The organism is Treponema sp. R80B11-R83G3 (genome assembly GCF_054786115.1).
Window position 1 is genome coordinate 1 of sequence record NZ_BDHF01000033.1, and the last position, 18,986, is coordinate 18,986.

Below are 18,986 nucleotides of genomic sequence, written 5' to 3' on the forward strand. Positions count from 1 at the left end.
GACAATGAATTTAAAGACATAAAAACAGAAACGGCTCAAACAGGCGATCCTGTATTGCGTATTAATGGCATGTATATTCACTCCCCGCGCGATCCGTTACGTGAAGGTCAGCGTCTTGCGCAGGCTTGCGAACAGGCTGATGTAAACGGCGAAAAAGGCTCAATTGTCATTTTAGGTTTTGGGCTTGGCTATTCCGCGCAAGCAGCAGTAAAGCTGGGGCGGCCTGTGATTGTGGTGGAAAGACACAAAAGTCTGCTTCTAAAAGCGTTTGAATTTAGGGATTTCAGCGAATTTTTGGGCAAAAACAGAATAATTTTTGTAATTGGCGGCAGTGGAGACGCGATAACAAGCGCCCTCTCAATGGCAAACGAATTAGTTTCCGGCGGAGACGCAAGCGCGAAAAAAATCGCCCCCTACATTATTAACAACAAAGCGCTGACAAGTTTTGACGAGCAGTGGTACAAGCAGATAGAAGGTAAAATTCAATCATGGACTGCGAGGGACAGTGTAAACACAGCCACCCACAAACGTTTTGGGCAGAGGTGGGTACGCAACTTTTCACGTAACATAAGCGCTATCTATGAATATCCGGGGATTTCCCGCTTGTCAAATTTTGCAATGGCGCAGACCGACAGTCAGCCACTTCCGGAATTTTCAGCCTCCGCAGAAGCCACAAATCTTGCAGTGGCGCAAGCCGAAAATCAGTCCCTCCCAGTATCAAAGACAGCTAATCAGCCTCTCCCCGTATTCCTTGCCGCCGCAGGACCAAGCCTAGACAAAATCAAACCGTTGTTACGCGACATTTATGAGAGGTGCGTTATTGTCGCGGTAGACACAAATCTTCGCTTTTTCATAAAAAACGGCATTCAGCCTGATTTTGTCCTTGTAGTTGACCCACAATTTTGGAACAGCCGTCATCTTGACCGTTGCGTCCGCGAAAAAGACAATTTGCAAACCGCGCTGATAGCCGAGTCTGCCGTTTATCCGCCCGTATTAAAACTGCCATTTAAACATAAATTTCTTTGCGGCACCATTATCCCGCTTGGAATGTTTATTGAAAAGCGCGTCGATTCAAAAACAAGGCTAGGGGCGGGAGGTTCTGTCGCTTCTACGGCATGGGATTTCACGCGCTTTTTAGGCGCTCAAGAAATTTGGATAGCCGGTTTAGACCTTTCGTTTCCCGATTTAAAAACTCATTTCCACGGCGCGCGTTTTGAGGAGATTTCCAACTCAAGCTCCAACCGCTTTAACCCCGCCGAAAAATGGGTAGTACGCGCCCTGCGCGACGGCTTCCCTTTTAAAGCGCCTTCCCTCTGCGGCGGACAAGTTACCACGGACAGACGCCTTTCCCTCTACGCCGCATGGTTCGAGGCTCAATTTGCCCAAAACAAACAAATCCAAAACCATGCCCTTTTCCACGAAGGACTAGCCATAAAAGGACTCCATGCGGCGGACAGCCAAAAACTTTTAACCCTGCCAAACCGCCGCGATGAGATTAACCGCCGTATTCAGCTAACGTTCTCTGAAATAGAAAAAAATTTTAACGCCCCGGAAGAAAAGCGCGGCAGGGCTGAGAGGTATGAAAAAGCGATTAACGCTCTAAAGCACGGACTTGAAAGTATTAAAACTGCCAATGAAGAAGGAGCGGGAGTTGTGTTGGAGAGCGAGGTTAAAGAAATAGCGGATTTCTTGTCAGCGTCTGTGGAGAAAGATTTTTATAACGCGTATTTAAAAGAAGTGGCGGGGTTGTTTTAATTGCGTAAAGCGCGAAAGCGAAAATGTGGTGTAACAAAAGTTTTAATTTTACCACGAACCACACGAACAAGGAGCGAATTAAGAAAGCGAAGATATTTACTACAAATATACGTGTAGTAGAAATATAAATAGATTAGGAGTTGTTGTATGAAGGCTGAATTGGGACTTCACGATAAGATAACGGACAAGAACCCCTTAATCCTCGTTTTCTCTTACACTCATACTGGTAATTAACGCTAATCCCTCTAGGTTCGCTATGGTTCGTGGTAAAATTCAAATTTATTGGACAGTCCCTGCAGTTACCACTGTTGTGCGGTTAGCTGAAATCTTTTTTAATAATCTCAAAAATAATTTTAAAATTAGGCCCGCCACGGTTGCCGTAATAATACCAGTTATTGTTTATCGAATAGTAATTATAACGAAACAAAGCAACCCGCGTTTCTTTATTATTTTCGTATAATATAATTATTGAATAAGCAGTGCCGCCTAGTGTTCCGTAAAAGACAGACAACAAAATGTTGCATTTTTGATTTTATTATTTAATAGCATAAGTGCAGGTAATTATGATAAAAATGAATGATTTACCATCTTTTTTCTTTATATTTTCATATATTTGCCAAATAGGTATTTGGCGTTTATACGAGTAGGTTTAAAAACGGTATCATAGGAAATACCGTAGCGCCATTACCTTTTTAAACTTCCATACAAAAGTTTATTAGCAAATCAAAAATATTCGCGTAACATTGCGATTATTTTTCATACAAAACTCCTTCTTGCTTGTTGTGTGAACTATAAACCTTAAAACGCCCAACCAAGATTTAAATAACCTCTCCAGTTCCCATCAGCATAAACCGGATCATTTTTATGTCTGTTAACATCATTTTCAGCACCGTGTGCCCAAGAAGGAACAGGAATATTCATGTAAAAATTAGTCATTTCGCCAATTATAAATGTCCCCAAGAACCCAAACCCTAAAAATAATCCGCCCGGCTTACCGATATCTATTTTCCAGCCAAACTCTCCGGTAATAGACAACCCGCTGCCCATTACGGACAAATACCATATATAGTCTTGCCCAGGTTGGGGTGGTATATCATACTCGTCAAGTACTTGATTACCGGCATTAAAATAACCTAACGCAAGCCCCATGAAAAATTTTCTGCCCCACGGATAAAAACGAAGAAATGCGTCTATTCCAAAAACAGTACCCCTGTCAAAATCTTCTAGTTGTGCTTTGTCAGAAGAAGACGAACCATAACCGGAACTAGGTAAATAACCGTCATAAGTAACAGGCTCAAGCGGAATACCCAAAAAAAGATTTACTCCAGTTGATATTTTAGAATTAATCATTCTTTCATACCGTAGCCCAACATTTAAGCTTGCGCCTTGCCAAAGATTATAACCGCCGGAGAATTCACCGGAAAGCCAGTTGTCCTTCACGTTAGCTGTCGGTATGCTTCTTTCAAATTCTTCCGCTGAGGAAGATCCGCTCAAAAGAAACACAACCTGCCTGTCTTTTTTTAACTCACTGGTAATTTGCCTCTGTATCGCCGCAGTTTCTACATTGATAATTCTTATTCTGAAACGGTAGTATGTTTCCATGTCGGTTAACGCGCCTGAGATAATGTATTGCGCTCCTATCATTTTTCCGATAGATACCATAGATTCGTCGCTGACATAGCCGGAATATTGAAATTTCATCTCATTCAAGATAGCCGTAATATTTTTGCGATCTACAACGGTAACTTTACCGGCTTCCAATAATTCACTGGTTAATTCATCTAATGCGTAATCCGAAAATCCTTTGGCGGGAGATTCAAAATTAAGCAGCGCAATTTTTGCCTTCTGCGGCACTTCGCCTTCTATTCCTCTTGCGGAACGGGTAATTACCTCTTTAAGCTCCAACTGTTGCGCTGAAACAGCCTCTGCCGTTAGTACGAAATATACTAAAATTAATAAAAACTTTTTCATAAAAGTCTCCTTGTAAATCTAATTTTTGACAATTTTCTGAATTTCCTCTGTAAAAACAGAAAATAAACATTCCAATAGTATTATTTATTAGTCTATAGGGATTTTGAATCATTGTCAATAAATTGAAAAAATATCAATAATCTTCTTTTTTTCAGGGATTTTTACTAGCAAAAAGCAAGGAATTGTTGATATTTAGTTATATTAAGGCAAAAAAAGCGTCAAATTTGGGTTTTTATGCCCGTTTTTATGAGGATTTGATATGACAGGAGCCGATTTACGGCAGATTTTAAGTAAAAATATCAAATTATTAAGAAAAAAGCGTTCTTTATCGCAGATAGAACTTGCCGAAAAAGCCGACATTTCCATTCCATTTTTAAGCAATATTGAACGCGGCAATAAATGGCCCTATCCTGACACTTTGGCAAAACTAGCCGAAGCGCTTGACGTGGAAGCCTATGCGCTTTTTGTTATTGACTATTCCCCAAAAGAAGAATTGGAACAGTTAAGGCGGGAAATAATTCAAGATATAAAAAATAACTATGATGACAAATTAGAAAAATCATTTGTCTCTAATATTGAAAATGTTGTAAAAATGTCTGTAAAACAGGCTGTCGCTTCTGAATTTAAGAACCTTAAAAAAAAGAAATAATTACTTTATGAGTGTTAGTTCATATTCTTACTACGCCATTTGCTTGATTTCCTCTTAATTTTTGGTTATTATATAAACGTGAGAATCTTCAAAAACAAGTGGTTTCATCGTTTTGCTGGTAAGGAAGGTATAACTGACAATGAGTTGAAGGAAGTTGTAAGACAGCTTGAAAAAGGACAATTCTATGCCGATTTAGGCGGAGGGGTCTATAAGATGGAATTAGCCAGAAAAGGCGAAGGGAAACATGGAGGTTATCGGTCAATAGTCATTTTCAAAAGTGAGTTTCGTTCCTTTTTTGTTTACGGTTTTCCGAAGTCAAAAAGGGACAATATTGGTGATAATGAATTAAAAGGTTATAAGAAAGAAGCAAAGTATAATTTAACAATGACCGATGAACAGATAAATAAATGGTTAAAAAACCAAACATTGATAGAGATTTTACAGGAGGAAATAAAATGAAATACAATAGTGAAATGCTTGAAGTAATCCATCAAGATGCAACAGAGATGTTTAAAGTTGGTGCAATAACAGAATCAGAAATGCGTGAATTTGACGAATTGTGCCTTTCAAACCCTAAAACAGAAAACAAATCTTCCCCTGTTTATGCCAATGATAATTCCGTGAATACTAAACATATAACCAAGGCAACTGCTTAAAAAGTGCCTGTCACTCTTTTCCCCCTCCCCACAAAATTCTATTAATTAAATTGTGAATAATAAAAAAGTATACAATCAAATTATAAATAATAAATAATACACTATTAATGTCCAGTATAAATTCCGTCTTTATTAATTGTACTCAATAACTAAGGAGTATTTTATGAGTCTTAGAATCAAATTAACTGCGATTATTCTGGGAATGATCCTGATAACCATCACTATTTTGTCCGTGTTTATTCTTACCCGCTCGGCAAGTTTGCAAACTGCCACAACCTACGATTACGCTCACGAATTGGCGCAAAGCGCGTCAATTGAAATACAGCGGCGTATAGAAGTCTACACGGATTACTCAAATATAATCGCGCAGTTATTCAGCGATTATGAAAACGTTCAGGAAAATTTACGGCGGACTAATTATGAAGAAATCCTGCAAAGCTCAATCCGGCAGAATCCTCAAATTATAAATATCTGGACGGCATGGCTTCCCAATACCATAGACGACCGTGACGCGCAATTGGGACAGTTCCGATTCTTTTACTCAAGACGTGACGGTCAAGTTCAACTTTATCCTGAAGGTTACGAAGGCTGGCAAAGTTATCTGTCGAATATGACTGATAAACCAACCATTTCAAATCCCGTGTGGAGGGATATAGCCGGCATGGGAAATGTTCCCATTATTGCAATCATGTATCCAGTCAGGAACAGAGCTGGAAGGCTGGTAGGTTTGGTTGGAGTGGATTTTGCAAGCAGAATGCAGGATATAGTTGATGATTTGGTGAAAGAAGTTTATGACGGCAAGGGATTAGGCGGGGTATATACCAACGACGGCACGATACTCGCGCATTGGGATAAAACGCGCGTTACGGGAAATATCAAAACTGATTCAACAGAAAGAGATTTGCTCGGTCAAGAGCTTAATCGGGTAACGCAATCGATTAAGGACGGAAAAATCAGCGTATTAACGCGGTATTCTAAGACAAAATTACAAGACTATTATCTCATTTATTATCCTATCAATGTTACCGGTATTGATACCGCATGGTGCTTTTACATGGGACTCCCCATGAATGAAATAACCAGACCAGTTAGGGATATGACATTTATTGCGATAATATTCGCCGTGATTCTTCTGATAATATCGGCAATTATTACCATGTTTGTCTCAAATAGCATTGTCAAGCCGATTATCAGCGTAACCAATACGTTAAAAGACATATCAGAGGGTGAAGGCGATCTGACTAAAAGAATAAACAACAACTCTAAAGACGAGGTAGGCGCTTTATCAAACTATTTTAACCTAACCATGGAAAAAATAAAAAAACTTATTATAATTATAAAGAAAGAGGCGTTAAAATTATCTAATGTCGGCAATGATCTTGCCAGTAATATGACCGAGACTGCGGCTGCGATAAACGAAATCACCGCCAATATCCGCAGTATTAAAGGCAGAGTCATAAACCAAAGCGCCAGCGTTACAGAAACTAACGCCACAATGGAACAGGTTATCGCTAACATAAATAAATTAAACGGTCATGTTGAAAGCCAAAGCGGTAATGTTTCCCGCGCCTCATCAGCTATTGAGGAAATGGTCGCCAATGTCAATTCAGTAACCGACACTCTGGTTAAAAACGCCGCTAATGTCAAGTCGTTAAAAGAAGCCTCGGAAGTAGGCCGTGGCGGATTACATGATGTAGCGTCTGACATTCAGGAAATAGCCCGTGAATCAGAAGGGTTGTTAGAGATAAATTCGGTAATGGAAAACATTGCCAGTCAGACCAACTTGCTTTCGATGAACGCGGCAATTGAAGCGGCTCATGCCGGAGAAGCGGGCAAAGGTTTCGCCGTTGTCGCCGATGAGATACGCAAACTGGCTGAAAGTTCCAGCGAGCAATCCAAGACCATCGGCAATGTTTTAAAGAAGATAAAAGGTTCAATAGACAAGATCACTAAATCAACAGAAAACGTACTTGAAAAATTTGAAGCGATTGACTCAGGCGTTAAGACGGTGGCGATGCAGGAAGAGAATATCCGTAACGCAATGGAGGAGCAGGGCGAGGGAAGCAAGCAGGTTCTTCAAAGCGCTGCCGGTTTAAATGAAATTACCCAACAGGTAAAAAGCGGCAGTGAAGAAATGCTTGAGGGTAGCAAGGAAGTAATGAATGAAAGCCAGAATCTTGAAAAAATATCGCTGGAAATTACCAACGGCATGAATGAGATGGCCTCCGGCGCGGATCAGGTGAATACAGCAGTAAACCACGTCAACGAGATAAGCGCCAAAAACCGCGCTGGAATTGAGACTTTGTTACAGGAAGTTTCAAGGTTTAAGGTGGAGTGAGTTATTTAATTATTGGAGTATATTGACAAAAAAAATATTTGAAATAATAATTAAGTTAATATATGAATATTTTTGAATCAATAATGTTGGTTTGTTTCGGCTTTGCATGGCCGCTTTCCATATACAAATCATTTGTATCCAAAAAAACGGCGGGTAAAAGCCTGTTGTTCCTAATAGTATTGCAAATAGGTTATGTGGCAGGTTGTTTGTTTAAATTTACAGAATACTGGGATAATTTAAAAACAAACCCTAACGAGACTATCAGTATAAATTTATACTTGTACATTCTAAATTTTGTAATGATAACAATAGATGAGTTATTATTTTTAAGAAACCGCAAGCTAGAAACAGGCAAGTAAAATATGCCCCTGAATGTAACTATTAATTCATTCGTATATTTGATAATATAAAAGGATAAATTCTTAAATCACAGGAGTCATTATGAACTTAATGCAAAAACTCTCTTCTAAAAATCTATTAGTATTCAATTTGGTACTTATTGGCGCCATTTTTGGCTTTTCTCTGGCATTTTTATCGTTTTCTTGCTCCACGCCGGGATCACGCGTGCGCGCGCAGGAAAGCAAGGTAGTTATCCCTGAAGACGCGCTTGCCGTGGCTGAGGCGTTGCAGACTACTTTCCACGCGGTATCTGAAAAAATGCTCCCTTCAGTAGTTGAATTAAAAACAGTTTCCGTCAGAAAGCAGCAGGCTCCAAGTTTTAACGGAATCCCCTGGGAATTTTTCTTTGGGCCGCGTGACAAGGAGCAAAACGATAGGGAACGCGAATACCGCTCTCAAGGCTTAGGCTCAGGGATTATTGTGCGGCAGAAAGACGGAGTTTACTACGCACTTACAAACAACCATGTTGTTGATGAAGCGAATGAAATTACGGTTGCCGTAAGGGACGGCAAAGAATATACCGCACAACTTGTCGGCAAGGATGAACGTAAGGATCTTGCGTTGGTTTCCTTTAAAACAAATGATAACTATCCGCTTGCGGTTTTAGGCGACTCTGACAGCGTTATGGTCGGAGATTGGGCGATTGCGATTGGCAACCCGCTTGGGGAGCAATTTTCATTCTCGGTAACAATGGGAATCGTTAGCGCGGTTGGACGCACAGGAGGGCCGGGCGGCAATATCAATGATTTTATACAAACAGACGCTCCTATCAATCAGGGGAATTCAGGCGGGCCTCTTGTAAACATCAGGGGCGAAGTAATCGGCATCAACACATGGATTGCAAGCAACCAGTCAGGTGGCGGCAATGTCGGGCTTGGTTTTGCCATACCGATAAATAACGTTAAACGCTCTATTGATGAATTTATCGAAACCGGAACCACAAAATACGGCTGGCTTGGCGTTTCATTAATGGACGCAAATAAAGAAACCATAACAGGACTCGGTCTTGAGAACAAACGCGGCGCTCTTGCCTCTCAGGTGTTCCTCGGCTCTCCCGCCGACAAAGGCGGCATAAAACCCGGAGACTTTATTACCCATGTTAACGGCAAGGAAGCCAGAGGCGTCCAGCAGCTTCAGATGATTGTCGGCGACTTAAGGCCTGGCGACAACGCGACATTTACAGTTATCCGGGACAAGCAGACAAAGGAAATAAAAGTACGCATAGAAACCCGCACGGAACAGGTTGCTTCAGATAACAAAAAACTTTGGCCCGGCGTTACGGTTGTTCCGTTAAATGATCAAATCAGGCAGAACATGGAACTAGATAAAGACGCAAAAGGATTAGTTGTGGAGCAAATTATTAGCGGAAGCCCCGCTGACATTATCGGCATAAAGCGGGGCGACAGAATAACTGCGGTAAACGGCGTTACGGTAAATGACATCGCCGCATTCTACAAAGTGTTACGCGAAAACACAAACACCGAACTCTGGTTTGGATTACTCAGAAACGACTCCTCACTGGAATCGCTAAAATTTAAGCGTTAAATGTCTACTTTAAAGACGGGGCGTTTTGTGCGGCTTTGATCATAATTGAAAATATCCGCGTTAAAGCGCCTCTCGGCTTCAAGGGTTGAGGGCGGTCCGTGTCCGGGAAGTACAGTATAATCGCCGGGGAGCGAAAGAAGGCGGCTGCGAAGTTTGTTCATCTGCGTGGCCATTCCGTAAGCGCTTGCCGTGCTTCCCACAAGGCCTGCCGTAAGCACGTCGCCCGTGAAAAGCAAGTCTCCTATTTTATAAACAACAGAATCTGAAGAATGTCCCGGTATTGAAATAATCTCGACGGTAAAGCCGCCAATAACAAGTTTATCGCCGTCTTTTACCCTTGTTGTTTTATGTTCCATAATATTTTGATTTAAGGCAATTACTCCCGTATTATATATCCGGGTTAAAGTCCGCAGACCCTGCACATGGTTTAAATGATCGTGCGTTATCAGAACGGCTTTCAGGCTAAAATTATTATTCTCTATCGTTTCAAGCGTAACTCTTTCCATGCTTCCCGGATCGACAATAATTGCCGCATTCTGCTGACCCTTAGTCGCGTTTTCCATTCCAAGAATGTAACAGTTGCTGAACCCATATGAACAGTAGTGAAAAAATAACTTCATTGTTCTTCCGTTTCAAATACGGCTTCCGCCGTGTTTGACGATTTAAATATAACGTCTTTTTGTTTTGAGCTTGCAAAATGCACCCGTTTTAAGTTGCAATTTGAAAAAGAGATGTTTGCCAAATCTGCGCCGATAAATCTGCTGTTGTACAAATTTGAATTAATAAACATCACGTCGTTAATCGGCGCACCCTCAAAATTAACATGCACAAGTTCAACGCCGTCAAACTTGCATTTCTGAAAACCGGCTCCGGCAAATGAAACAAATTGAATGTCAGCTTTTGAAAAATCACAGCCGCTAAACTCGCCAAAGTCAAAAAAATCCATCCTGCATTTAACGCCGGAAAAATTACAATTTATAAATGTAGATTCCTTAAAGTTACAGCCATAAAAATGATGATTGGAAAAATCGGTGTTTTCAAAATGCATCCCTGATACGACAAGGTCTTTTATTATCAAATTCTCTTCGATGTAAGAACAAATACGGTTGTATTCCTGTTCAGGATTCGCCTGATGAACAAAACAAAGATTATAGCCTGTAATTGCCGGCCTCCCGCAGCCCGCTGCGCATGGATTTACAGTAAACATACGTTAATTATAAACCATTTTCATCTTTACAACCAGTCTTATAATAGTTAAAATAGTAATATGTGCTGGTACTGCGGTGAAGCTATTACCGATCCCGAGCCAATCGGGCGTTCTCTGCGTTGTGTAACTTGCGGGAAAGATCTGCGTTCATGCAAAAATTGCCGTTTTTTTCTTCCCGGCTCACGCGGAGACTGCCGTGAAACAAGCGCAGAGCCTCAATCTGACAAAGAACGCGCAAATTTCTGCGATTGGTTTTCACTTGATCAAAAGTACCGTGTTAAGAGCTTGGGACAAAAGAATGAAAAAGCCGGAGCTTCCAATTCTTCAGAAACCAATAAAACGGCGTTTGATAATTTATTTAAGTAATTATGGATAAAAGAGCGATATTATTTATTGATTCAGGCATCGGCGGATTCCCTTATTGCAGCGATTTTATAAAGCGCAACCCTTGGGAAAAAGTCTGCTATCTCGCTGACAGGGAAAGTTTTCCCTATGGACAGCGCAATAAAGAAGATTTGGCTTCAATTTTAATTTCATTGACAGAAAAACTTTTAATGAAAATCGACCCAAAAATAATCGTATTGGCATGCAATACCGCGTCAATTTCCGCTCTTGACTCGTTAAGACGCCGTTTTTCACAAGTCCCTTTTGTCGGAACCGTCCCCGCGATAAAACCTGCGGCTATCGCAACTAATTGCGGAAAAGTCGGCGTGCTTGGCACTTCGCGGACAATTGAGGACCCATACAATCAAAATCTGGCGGATGAATCCGGTAAAAAATGTGAAATTATCGGCATTGCCGCGACAGATTTGGTTGAATTTGTTGAAGAGCGTTTTGACTCTGCTGATGAAAATGAAAAAAAGCAAATCGTAAAAAAATATATCGATCTTTTTCGCGCGAAAGAAGTTGATACTCTTGTTCTTGGCTGTACTCATTTTTTATTTCTTCTTAATGAATTCCAAAGAGAAGCTGCGCCATTTATAAAAATCTTTAATTCAATTGACGGAGTAACAAAGCGCATAGAATACTTGCTTGATGAAAATTCAGGCGCGTTAAGAACAGATAATAACAATCATCATGTTAACCGTTTAATATTAACAGGAACGGAAACGGCTGATGCGTCATGGCAGAACCGCGCAAAAACATTGGGCTTTGAGCTTTGTTATTTAAACAAACTATGAAAAACAGTACAGAAATTATTAAAGGACTTGTTATTAGAGGCTCGCGTAACATCATAACAGCGCGTGTTGATACCGAAAACGGCACTAAAGAAATTGAATGTAGAATAAAAGGAAAAGTTTTAAAAGGCGGAGATGATTTATACAACCCGATTGCTCCCGGAGACTGGGTTGTAATAGAGCGCGAAAAAGATTCTGATACTGCGATGATTCTTTCCGTGGAAGAAAGACGCAATTACTTCAGCCGTTTTAACCAAAAAGGCTGTGCAAGCCAGCTTTTGGCGGCAAATGTCGATCTTGCGCTTTGTATATGCACTCCAACGTCCCCCCCATTCCGTCCCCGTTTTCTTGACAGGGTACTTCTACAGGCTGACATTGCGGGGATTGAAGCAATCGTTATCTGCAATAAAATTGACATTGAATATGACGACATCGATGTTGATGAGCGCCTTGAAGAATACAAGCGTATCGGTTACAAGGTACTGTATATTTCCGCAAAAACAGGCGAAGGGCTTGAAGAACTGCGCCGCGAAATCAGCGGAAAAATTTGCGTTCTTGCGGGGCAGTCGGGAGTGGGAAAATCAAGCATTATAAACGCGCTTCAGCCGGGGCTTGATATAAGAGAGGGAGAATTAAACGAAAAGTACAACAGGGGCGTTCATACTACTACAATGTCATATATGTTTCAGCTAACGGACGGAACTTGTTTTATTGATACGCCCGGAGTGCGCCGTTTTATTCCCGACGGAATAGATTCAAGCGAAGTGATAAATTATTTTCGTGAATTTGCGCCGCTTGCCGGAAAATGCAGTTTCGGGCTTTCATGTTCCCACAGAACCGAGTGCGGCTGTAAAATAATGGAAGCGGTTCACGCGGGAGTTATTCACGAAGACAGGTACGAAAGTTTTCTGCGCATAATTGACGACCTTGAAGGAAAAGACAATGGCGATTAATATTGATTTGAGTGACAAAGACTCAATTAACAAAAAATTATTGATGATGGAAAAAACCCAAGCTCTGCTTGAATATCCGCAAATAATGGAAAAAGTCGCTTCCATGTCCGTCAGCGAAGAAGCGGCTTTGATGTTAAAAAATTCATCGCCTGTATATGACGATTCAATAGAAAAAATAAAATCCATGGTACATTCCATTTATACCCTGCTCAAAACACGTAATGATGAGCCTCGTTTAGGGCTGCCTTCAATAGGTTTCCTTATTCCAAAAATTGAAACGCAAGGCGCGGTTTTGGCTCTTGATGAAATTCTTGCCGTAGGGCTTTTCGTTGAACGCGCTAGTGAATTTACAAAATGGATTAATAAAGACAGAAACGAAGGAAAAGAACAGCCAACAGAAGGAAAAGACGCGCTTTTTTCGATACTGGACAATTTACCCGTTTGCAGTCCCGTCTCTGTAGAAATTTTTAAAATAATCGACAGAGAGGGTAATCTACGTGATCTTCCCGCGTTACGCGCCATTAGAAAACGAATTAGCAGTTTAGAAAAAGAACTTAACAGCGCGGTTTCGCGTTACGCGGCAAGCGATGATTATAAGCGTATGTTGCAATCGCCGCTCCCGTCTCAGAGGGACGGAAGGGCCGTACTTGCGGTAAAGGTAAATTATCGCGGAAGAATACCCGGCATTTTGCATGAAGTATCGTCCAGTGGGCAGACCGTCTTTGTAGAGCCGCTTGACGTTGTGGAAAAAAACAATGATATTTTGTTAGAAAAGCGAAATTTAGACGCAGAAATCCATAAAATTCTCCGCGAACTTACGGAAAATATTTCCATTTACGCTGTAAGTATTAAAATGTTTCACCTAACAATTATCGAGCTTGAGTGTTTAAGGGCGAAAGCAAGGTATTCCGCTGAAACTAAAGGTCATTTTGCGCTTAACACTGATACAGGGCAAATGGGCTGTCGCCTGTTATTAAAACAGGCTCGTCACCCTATGTTAAAAAAAGCGGTTCCCATCAATATAGAAATGGACGGCTCTATCCGCACATTGATCATCACAGGCCCCAACACGGGAGGGAAAACGGTCGCGCTTAAAACGCTAGGTCTTTTTGCCATGATGAATCAGAGCGCCCTTGCCCTGCCTCTTGACGAGGGAAGCATCCTTCCCATATTTGACGGAATATACGCCGACATCGGCGATGAGCAGTCAATTAATCAGTCTCTTTCAACTTTTTCCGCCCATATTACAAATATATCGGGAATAACAGATCACGCTACTGAAAACTCTCTCATTCTCCTTGACGAACTCGGCTCGGGGACTGATCCGCAGGAAGGCGGCGCTATCGCTATGGCGGTTCTTGATTACTTGATAGAAAAAAACGCAAGGATGATCATTACAACTCATCACGGAATTTTAAAACACTACGGCTATACAAGAGATGGCGTAGAAAACGCCTCCGTGGAATTTGACGCGCATACATTATCGCCCACATATAAAATTATTAACGGTTTGCCTGGGGAGAGCAGGGCGCTTGATATTGCGTCAGCTAACGGTCTTAATCCTGAAATTGTAACAAAGGCGAGAAGTTACATAGACGAAGAAAAGTCCGATGTTTCCAAGATGATAAAAAGTCTTGAACAAAAACAAAGGGAACTTGCCGGTCTTGAAAAAAAGAGTACTTTAGAGCAAAACAAATTAACGGAGGAAAAAAGAAAAGCCGATTTAAAAGAATTGCAGTTACGTCAAAGAGAAGCGGAATTAAAGCGCGAGTCGGTAGGGAAACTCCAACAGTTCCTAAGCGAAAGCAGAAAAACTCTTGAGAATCTTGTACGCGAGTTAAAAGAGGGCGAAGTAGACCGCGAAAAGACATTGAAAGTTAAAGAGTTTTTAAATGAGCTTGCGCGTAACGCGGAAACAGAAAGCGAAACGCTAGAAGCCGAAGAACGCGCTATCAAAAAATTAACCAAAGAAAAACGCCATAGCTCTTCCCACGCCTCCGCCGCTGCCGAAGGCTGCGCCGCTGCCGAAGGCTGCGCCGCTGCCAACGGCTGCGCATTTGCCCCCGGCATGGAAGTTTTTGCCGGTCCATCAAAACAGCGCGGCGTAATTATTCGCGCAGACAAAAAAAGTTCGCATTTCTCACAGGACGCGGACTTTTCATGGCTAGTAAAAATAGGTTCGCTAAAAATAAGTTTCCCCGAAACTGAGCTTCTCCCCGCTGATTCCGCAAAATCAGCCGCGAAAACTACCGATAAAAAAAACGCGTTCAAATCATGGGAAGCGGAATACGGCGAATCAACACATGCCTCTTACGAGATAATGATTCGCGGTATGCGTTTTGAAGACGCAATGGAAGCCGTCCGAAAACAGGTAGACGCGGCGGTACTTTTCGGCATGAAAAGTTTCGCTATTATTCACGGCAAAGGATACGGTATTCTTAGGCAAGGTGTACATGACTATCTAAGAAACCATCCCGCAGTAGCCGATTTTTATTTTTCGCGCCCCGAGATGGGCGGGTTTGGACGCACGGAAGTAGTACTTAAATAGAGAAGAATTTTTATTAATCCACCAGCGGCTCGTCACTATCCATTAAATCGGGTATTGTATAAACAAGGCTTCCCGACTGGCGCACCCGCAGTTCGGCGAATCCTTTAGAAACCATCGCGTCAAGAGTTTTTTTGGCTTCCTCTATGGAAATATGTGCAGATAACGCAAGTTCGCTTGCCGTTAGAATGCCTCTATTTGCCTTTGCCAGCTTTAATATTGCATATTCTACGCTTTCCTTATCGTTAATAATATGCATTTTTCCGTCTTCTACGTTACGCCAGCGTTTATTTTCAACATTACGTTTTGCAGATTCATCTATAATAGCCTGACGGATATTGGCTTCCATCACTTGAGACGGCAAGGTAAAAAAATCATAGATAGAACCAATCATACCAAGTCCGCCCGTAAAAAACCACAAAAGTCCTGTGCCGATTTTTCCAAGATAAAAACGGTGAAACCCTAACGCGCCACAACCGGAGACAATCCATAGAATATACGCTATTAAGGTATTGTACATAAATACAGATTACAATAAAAAAACTTTATCGTCAATTACTTGATATATCATAAGGCTGCCCGACAGCCCTTGGCGCATGTTCTTTTCCCGAAAAAATAACAAGCGTAAGCAAAGTGATTAGGTATGGCAGCATATTAAATATTTCCGAAGGCATAAAATCAAGACTTCTTATATTAAAAACATTTACCGCCAGACTCGATGAAAACCCAAACAAGAAACTTGCGCCCAGAACGCCCAACGGCAACCAACGCCCAAAAGAAACCGCCGCAAGAGCGATAAACCCTTTTCCGTTAATTACGTTCACAGTAAATTGAATATCCTGCGTAAGAACGACGCAAGCCCCCGCCAGTCCCGCAAGAAGCCCCGAAATGACAATCGCTATATAGCGTATTTTTATAACATTTACTCCGGCGGCGGCAAGCGCCTGAGGATGTTCCCCCGCTGCCCGCAGGCGAAGACCTGCCGGACGCTTGTATAACACAAACCATGAAGCCGCCAAAATGACAAGCGCGATCCACAAGGTAGGATAAATTTTTAAAATGCCGAGTGGCATTCCGCTCATGTAACTCATACTGCGATCCATGCGAAATAACAACTGGCAGACAAATACATTAACCCCGTTAGAAAGAAGATTAATCCCCGTACCTGAAACAACCTGATCCGCTTTTAGCGTAACAGAGGCAAACGCGTGAATAAGCGAAAAGAATCCGCCCGATAAAGCGGCAAAAAAAAGCGCCACAGGAATAGAGAACCCTATTTTTGGCTCCAAAAGCACATGCGTAACTGCGGCAGTCATCGCCCCAAAAGACATAAGCCCTTCAAGCGCGATATTTACAACACCCGCGCGCTCACAGATCATGCCACCAATGGCGGCAATTAATATCGGAGAAACAATCATAAGAGTAGACGTTATCATTTTTTTTCGCTTACCGAATAAAATTTATCAAGGGAGAAATGTATAACTTTCTCGCGTTTTAAAATTTTCCTTACAAATTTCTCGGTATAAAGAGCTATATATCGTCTGAACCATCCGGAACTACATCGACATCGCCGGATTCGTATTTTTCCAGAATACGCTTCTGTAATTCAGCCCTGAATTCCGGATGAATTGGATGAGCGACATCTTTGTAATCTCCTGCCCTAGTTTTCCTGCTGGGCATGGCAATAAAAACTCCGGTTTTACCCTCTATAATCTTTATATTATGAACGACAAAACAATCGTCAAATGTTACCGTTACGTAGGCTTTCGGCTTGCCGCCGCCTGTAACTTTGCGGACCCTGATATCAGTAATTTCCATAGTTCCTCTCCTTTTTTAAGTCCTAATGCTGTGGTAAGAGATTAGTAAAATTTTAAAACGGAATGTTTTATTGCTAACCTCACCCTAATTTACATTGTAATACTGTTTTGTCATGAAAGCAAGCAAAAATCTTGCTATTGGGCAAATGTTTTTAATAAATTTTGATAAATTGGCTAATTTCTCACAATGAGAGCGTTTGCCCGATTATTTACTCGGCTCAGTGATACGGAAAAGTACCTTATTTCCCTGAATTACGCCAAAAAGCTCATAAACACCGCCTTCCATATCCAGCGCGTATTCATAAGTGTCACTTATTGCCGCCGCCTGTGGTTTTCCTTTTCCTGCTTGAGGGGTATTTTCGGTATAAACAACTTCAATTCTGTAAAAACCGGGCGCAAGAAATACGTCGCTTTTATCGTCCGGCGGAACAAAATTTCTGTTTTTCATTTCTTTTCCGTCTAAACTTAAATATAACCCTTCTATCTTTTTAATGGTCATACCCATACCGCAGACAATTTGAACCGGTTTTGGCATGAGCTTTTCATTGCAATACCAGGAGTTATTTTTATACTCATAAGTCCCGCTAAGGTATTCATAGGCATTAAGCATATTGTAAAAAGTTTCCGGAAAGCCTTCATTGCCAAGAAACCTGAAAAAGAAGTTAATTGGAATTTGAATACTGGTCAGATTGCTGTTATTGGAGAATACGTTTTCTTCCATAGTTTTAATATTTGACAGAATAGTTACGCTGGCAAGGTTGTTATTCCTAAATGCAAAACGCTCGATATTTGTAACGCTTTCCGGAATGGTCAATGCGGTAAGCCTGTTGTCGGCAAACGCGTTTTCCCCAATATGAATTACGCTTGTGGGAATTGTAATACTAGTCAGCCTGTTGTTACAGAACGCTCCTTCTTCAATACTTATAACTCCATCCTGAATGACCACGCTGGTCAGGTTATTATTTCTAAACGCTGAATGTCTTATCGCCGTAACGCTTGACGGTATAACTATGCTGGTCAGGTTGTTATTGTTAAACGCTGAACGCCCGATATTCGTAACGGTTGACGGAATAAGCACATTGGTTAATTTATTATCCTCAAAGGCGCTTTCTCCGATACTTGTAATACCCTCTTCAAGGGTTATGCTGGTTAATTGTTTGTTGTTAAAAAAGGCATGATCCCCTATTGTTGTAACATTCCCCGGAATAACCACGCTGTTTAAAATATTATCGGCAAACGCGGCATTCCCTATACTTGTTACAGTTGACGATAATTTTACGCTGGTCATACCGTTCTCCGCAAAAGCGCTGTCTCCGATAATTGTAACGCCTTTAGGTATATTAAGGTTTACCAGTTTGTTTTTGTAAAACGCAAAACGCCCGATATTTATAACGCCTTCTTTAATGGTTAATCCTGAAAGCTGGTTGTTTCTAAACGCTGAACGCCCTATATCCGTCACGTTTGACGGAATGGTTAATGTAATAAGCTGATTATATGCAAACGCGTTATCTCCAATGTTTGTAATACTGTCCGGAATATTTATACTTACCAGCCTGTTATTTGCAAAAACACCGTTTCCAATTATGCTAACAGTCTTAGGAATTAGTATATAAACCAGTTGATTATTCATGAACGCTTCATCCCCAATATCAAATACGCCAAAGGGAATGTTTATATTGGTAATTAAATTGTCCTTAAACGCCGTCTTTCCTATAGTTTCCAGTCCGCCGGAAAGGAACACATCCGTCAATTTATTGCTTGCAAAAGCGTTCTCTCCGATACTGGTAATGCTGGACGGGATTGTAATAGTTGTCAGATTATTGGTAAAAAACGCGTTTGATTCTATTGTTGTAATACTGTCCGGTATTGTTACGCTGGTCAGATTTTTTCTCCTGAATGCGGCACTTCCAATAACGGTTACAGGAAGTTTGTTTATTTGCGGCGGTATTATAACTTCAAGACTTTTTCCTTTA

The 18,986-nt window shown here is 41.3% G+C and carries 18 protein-coding genes; 11 read left to right on the forward strand and 7 right to left on the reverse strand.

Annotation, left to right across the window (positions count from 1 at the left end; translation table 11 throughout):
* Nucleotides 1-1,755 (forward strand): motility associated factor glycosyltransferase family protein (locus ACYVRH_RS06380; RefSeq protein WP_461256092.1); only part of this gene is annotated, 1,755 nt, incomplete at its 5' end.
* 798 nt (nucleotides 1,756-2,553) lie between these two features.
* Here ACYVRH_RS06380 and ACYVRH_RS06385 read toward each other — a convergent pair.
* Nucleotides 2,554-3,726, reverse strand: a complete 1,173-nt coding sequence (locus ACYVRH_RS06385; RefSeq protein ID WP_461256093.1) for a CsgG/HfaB family protein — start codon at nucleotides 3,724-3,726, stop codon at nucleotides 2,554-2,556.
* A gap of 259 nt (nucleotides 3,727-3,985) precedes the next feature.
* Between ACYVRH_RS06385 and ACYVRH_RS06390 the strand changes: the two genes are divergently transcribed.
* The 6 genes from ACYVRH_RS06390 to ACYVRH_RS06415 all read left to right on the forward strand — a co-directional run bounded on the left by ACYVRH_RS06390 (nucleotide 3,986) and on the right by ACYVRH_RS06415 (nucleotide 9,313).
* Nucleotides 3,986-4,375, forward strand: a complete 390-nt coding sequence (locus ACYVRH_RS06390) for a helix-turn-helix domain-containing protein (RefSeq protein ID WP_461256094.1) — start codon at nucleotides 3,986-3,988, stop codon at nucleotides 4,373-4,375.
* Nucleotides 4,376-4,453: 78 nt separating this feature from the next.
* Entirely contained in the window at nucleotides 4,454-4,834 is a 381-nt protein-coding gene (locus tag ACYVRH_RS06395; protein ID WP_461256095.1) for a type II toxin-antitoxin system RelE/ParE family toxin, read from the forward strand.
* Nucleotides 4,831-5,031, forward strand: a complete 201-nt coding sequence (locus ACYVRH_RS06400) for a hypothetical protein (RefSeq protein ID WP_461256096.1) — start codon at nucleotides 4,831-4,833, stop codon at nucleotides 5,029-5,031. The genes ACYVRH_RS06395 and ACYVRH_RS06400 overlap by 4 nt, the downstream gene beginning before the upstream one ends.
* A gap of 163 nt (nucleotides 5,032-5,194) precedes the next feature.
* Nucleotides 5,195-7,369, forward strand: a complete 2,175-nt coding sequence (locus ACYVRH_RS06405) for a methyl-accepting chemotaxis protein (RefSeq protein ID WP_461256097.1) — start codon at nucleotides 5,195-5,197, stop codon at nucleotides 7,367-7,369.
* A gap of 62 nt (nucleotides 7,370-7,431) precedes the next feature.
* On the forward strand, nucleotides 7,432-7,728 hold the full coding sequence (locus ACYVRH_RS06410; RefSeq protein ID WP_461256098.1) for a hypothetical protein: 297 nt from the start codon (nucleotides 7,432-7,434) through the stop codon (nucleotides 7,726-7,728).
* A gap of 82 nt (nucleotides 7,729-7,810) precedes the next feature.
* Complete coding sequence (locus ACYVRH_RS06415; protein WP_461256099.1) at nucleotides 7,811-9,313, forward strand: Do family serine endopeptidase; 1,503 nt, start codon at nucleotides 7,811-7,813, stop codon at nucleotides 9,311-9,313.
* Here the strand turns inward: ACYVRH_RS06415 and ACYVRH_RS06420 are convergent.
* Nucleotides 9,310-9,933 carry an MBL fold metallo-hydrolase gene (locus tag ACYVRH_RS06420; protein WP_461256100.1) on the reverse strand — a complete coding sequence of 208 codons (624 nt, stop codon included), beginning with the start codon at nucleotides 9,931-9,933 and terminating at the stop codon, nucleotides 9,310-9,312. The two genes, ACYVRH_RS06415 and ACYVRH_RS06420, sit on opposite strands and share 4 nt — an antisense overlap.
* Nucleotides 9,930-10,520: a pentapeptide repeat-containing protein gene (locus ACYVRH_RS06425; protein WP_461256101.1), complete on the reverse strand. Its 591-nt coding sequence runs from the start codon at nucleotides 10,518-10,520 to the stop codon at nucleotides 9,930-9,932. Before ACYVRH_RS06425 ends, ACYVRH_RS06420 begins: the two co-directional genes overlap by 4 nt.
* Nucleotides 10,521-10,580: 60 nt before the next feature.
* On the opposite strand from ACYVRH_RS06425, the gene ACYVRH_RS06430 reads away from it, so the two are divergent.
* The 4 genes from ACYVRH_RS06430 to ACYVRH_RS06445 are packed head-to-tail and all read left to right on the forward strand — an operon-like array spanning nucleotide 10,581 to nucleotide 15,199.
* Nucleotides 10,581-10,886: a hypothetical protein gene (locus tag ACYVRH_RS06430; RefSeq protein WP_461256102.1), complete on the forward strand. Its 306-nt coding sequence runs from the start codon at nucleotides 10,581-10,583 to the stop codon at nucleotides 10,884-10,886.
* Between the two features lie 2 nt (nucleotides 10,887-10,888).
* On the forward strand, nucleotides 10,889-11,701 hold the full coding sequence (murI, locus tag ACYVRH_RS06435; RefSeq protein ID WP_461256103.1) for a glutamate racemase: 813 nt from the start codon (nucleotides 10,889-10,891) through the stop codon (nucleotides 11,699-11,701).
* A complete protein-coding gene (rsgA, locus tag ACYVRH_RS06440) occupies nucleotides 11,698-12,651 on the forward strand; it encodes a ribosome small subunit-dependent GTPase A (RefSeq protein WP_461256104.1) in 954 nt (317 codons plus the stop codon). The genes murI and rsgA overlap by 4 nt, the downstream gene beginning before the upstream one ends.
* Nucleotides 12,641-15,199 (forward strand): endonuclease MutS2, encoded by a 2,559-nt coding sequence (locus tag ACYVRH_RS06445; RefSeq protein ID WP_461256105.1) that lies wholly within the window; start codon nucleotides 12,641-12,643, stop codon nucleotides 15,197-15,199. Before rsgA ends, ACYVRH_RS06445 begins: the two co-directional genes overlap by 11 nt.
* A gap of 13 nt (nucleotides 15,200-15,212) precedes the next feature.
* Here the strand turns inward: ACYVRH_RS06445 and ACYVRH_RS06450 are convergent, their stop codons facing one another.
* From ACYVRH_RS06450 to ACYVRH_RS06465, 4 genes are all read right to left on the reverse strand, one after another.
* Nucleotides 15,213-15,716, reverse strand: a complete 504-nt coding sequence (locus ACYVRH_RS06450; RefSeq protein ID WP_461256106.1) for a TM2 domain-containing protein — start codon at nucleotides 15,714-15,716, stop codon at nucleotides 15,213-15,215.
* A gap of 31 nt (nucleotides 15,717-15,747) precedes the next feature.
* On the reverse strand, nucleotides 15,748-16,632 hold the full coding sequence (locus tag ACYVRH_RS06455; protein ID WP_461256107.1) for an ABC transporter permease: 885 nt from the start codon (nucleotides 16,630-16,632) through the stop codon (nucleotides 15,748-15,750).
* 94 nt (nucleotides 16,633-16,726) lie between these two features.
* Nucleotides 16,727-17,014 (reverse strand): septation regulator SpoVG, encoded by a 288-nt coding sequence (gene spoVG / locus ACYVRH_RS06460; RefSeq protein WP_461256108.1) that lies wholly within the window; start codon nucleotides 17,012-17,014, stop codon nucleotides 16,727-16,729.
* A 204-nt stretch (nucleotides 17,015-17,218) separates the two neighbouring features.
* Nucleotides 17,219-18,986, reverse strand: a 1,768-nt coding sequence (locus ACYVRH_RS06465; protein WP_461256109.1) for a leucine-rich repeat domain-containing protein, incomplete at its 5' end; no start/stop codon positions are given.

Coding starts and splice junctions, on each gene's coding strand:
- ACYVRH_RS06385 (WP_461256093.1), bottom strand. CDS start 3,726: ATGAAAAAGTTTTTATTAATTTTAGTATATTTCGTACTAACGGCAGAG.
- ACYVRH_RS06390 (WP_461256094.1), top strand. CDS start 3,986: ATGACAGGAGCCGATTTACGGCAGATTTTAAGTAAAAATATCAAATTA.
- ACYVRH_RS06400 (WP_461256096.1), top strand. CDS start 4,831: ATGAAATACAATAGTGAAATGCTTGAAGTAATCCATCAAGATGCAACA.
- ACYVRH_RS06405 (WP_461256097.1), top strand. CDS start 5,195: ATGAGTCTTAGAATCAAATTAACTGCGATTATTCTGGGAATGATCCTG.
- ACYVRH_RS06410 (WP_461256098.1), top strand. CDS start 7,432: ATGAATATTTTTGAATCAATAATGTTGGTTTGTTTCGGCTTTGCATGG.
- ACYVRH_RS06415 (WP_461256099.1), top strand. CDS start 7,811: ATGAACTTAATGCAAAAACTCTCTTCTAAAAATCTATTAGTATTCAAT.
- ACYVRH_RS06420 (WP_461256100.1), bottom strand. CDS start 9,933: ATGAAGTTATTTTTTCACTACTGTTCATATGGGTTCAGCAACTGTTAC.
- ACYVRH_RS06425 (WP_461256101.1), bottom strand. CDS start 10,520: ATGTTTACTGTAAATCCATGCGCAGCGGGCTGCGGGAGGCCGGCAATT.
- ACYVRH_RS06430 (WP_461256102.1), top strand. CDS start 10,581: ATGTGCTGGTACTGCGGTGAAGCTATTACCGATCCCGAGCCAATCGGG.
- murI (WP_461256103.1), top strand. CDS start 10,889: ATGGATAAAAGAGCGATATTATTTATTGATTCAGGCATCGGCGGATTC.
- rsgA (WP_461256104.1), top strand. CDS start 11,698: ATGAAAAACAGTACAGAAATTATTAAAGGACTTGTTATTAGAGGCTCG.
- ACYVRH_RS06445 (WP_461256105.1), top strand. CDS start 12,641: ATGGCGATTAATATTGATTTGAGTGACAAAGACTCAATTAACAAAAAA.
- ACYVRH_RS06450 (WP_461256106.1), bottom strand. CDS start 15,716: ATGTACAATACCTTAATAGCGTATATTCTATGGATTGTCTCCGGTTGT.
- ACYVRH_RS06455 (WP_461256107.1), bottom strand. CDS start 16,632: ATGATAACGTCTACTCTTATGATTGTTTCTCCGATATTAATTGCCGCC.
- spoVG (WP_461256108.1), bottom strand. CDS start 17,014: ATGGAAATTACTGATATCAGGGTCCGCAAAGTTACAGGCGGCGGCAAG.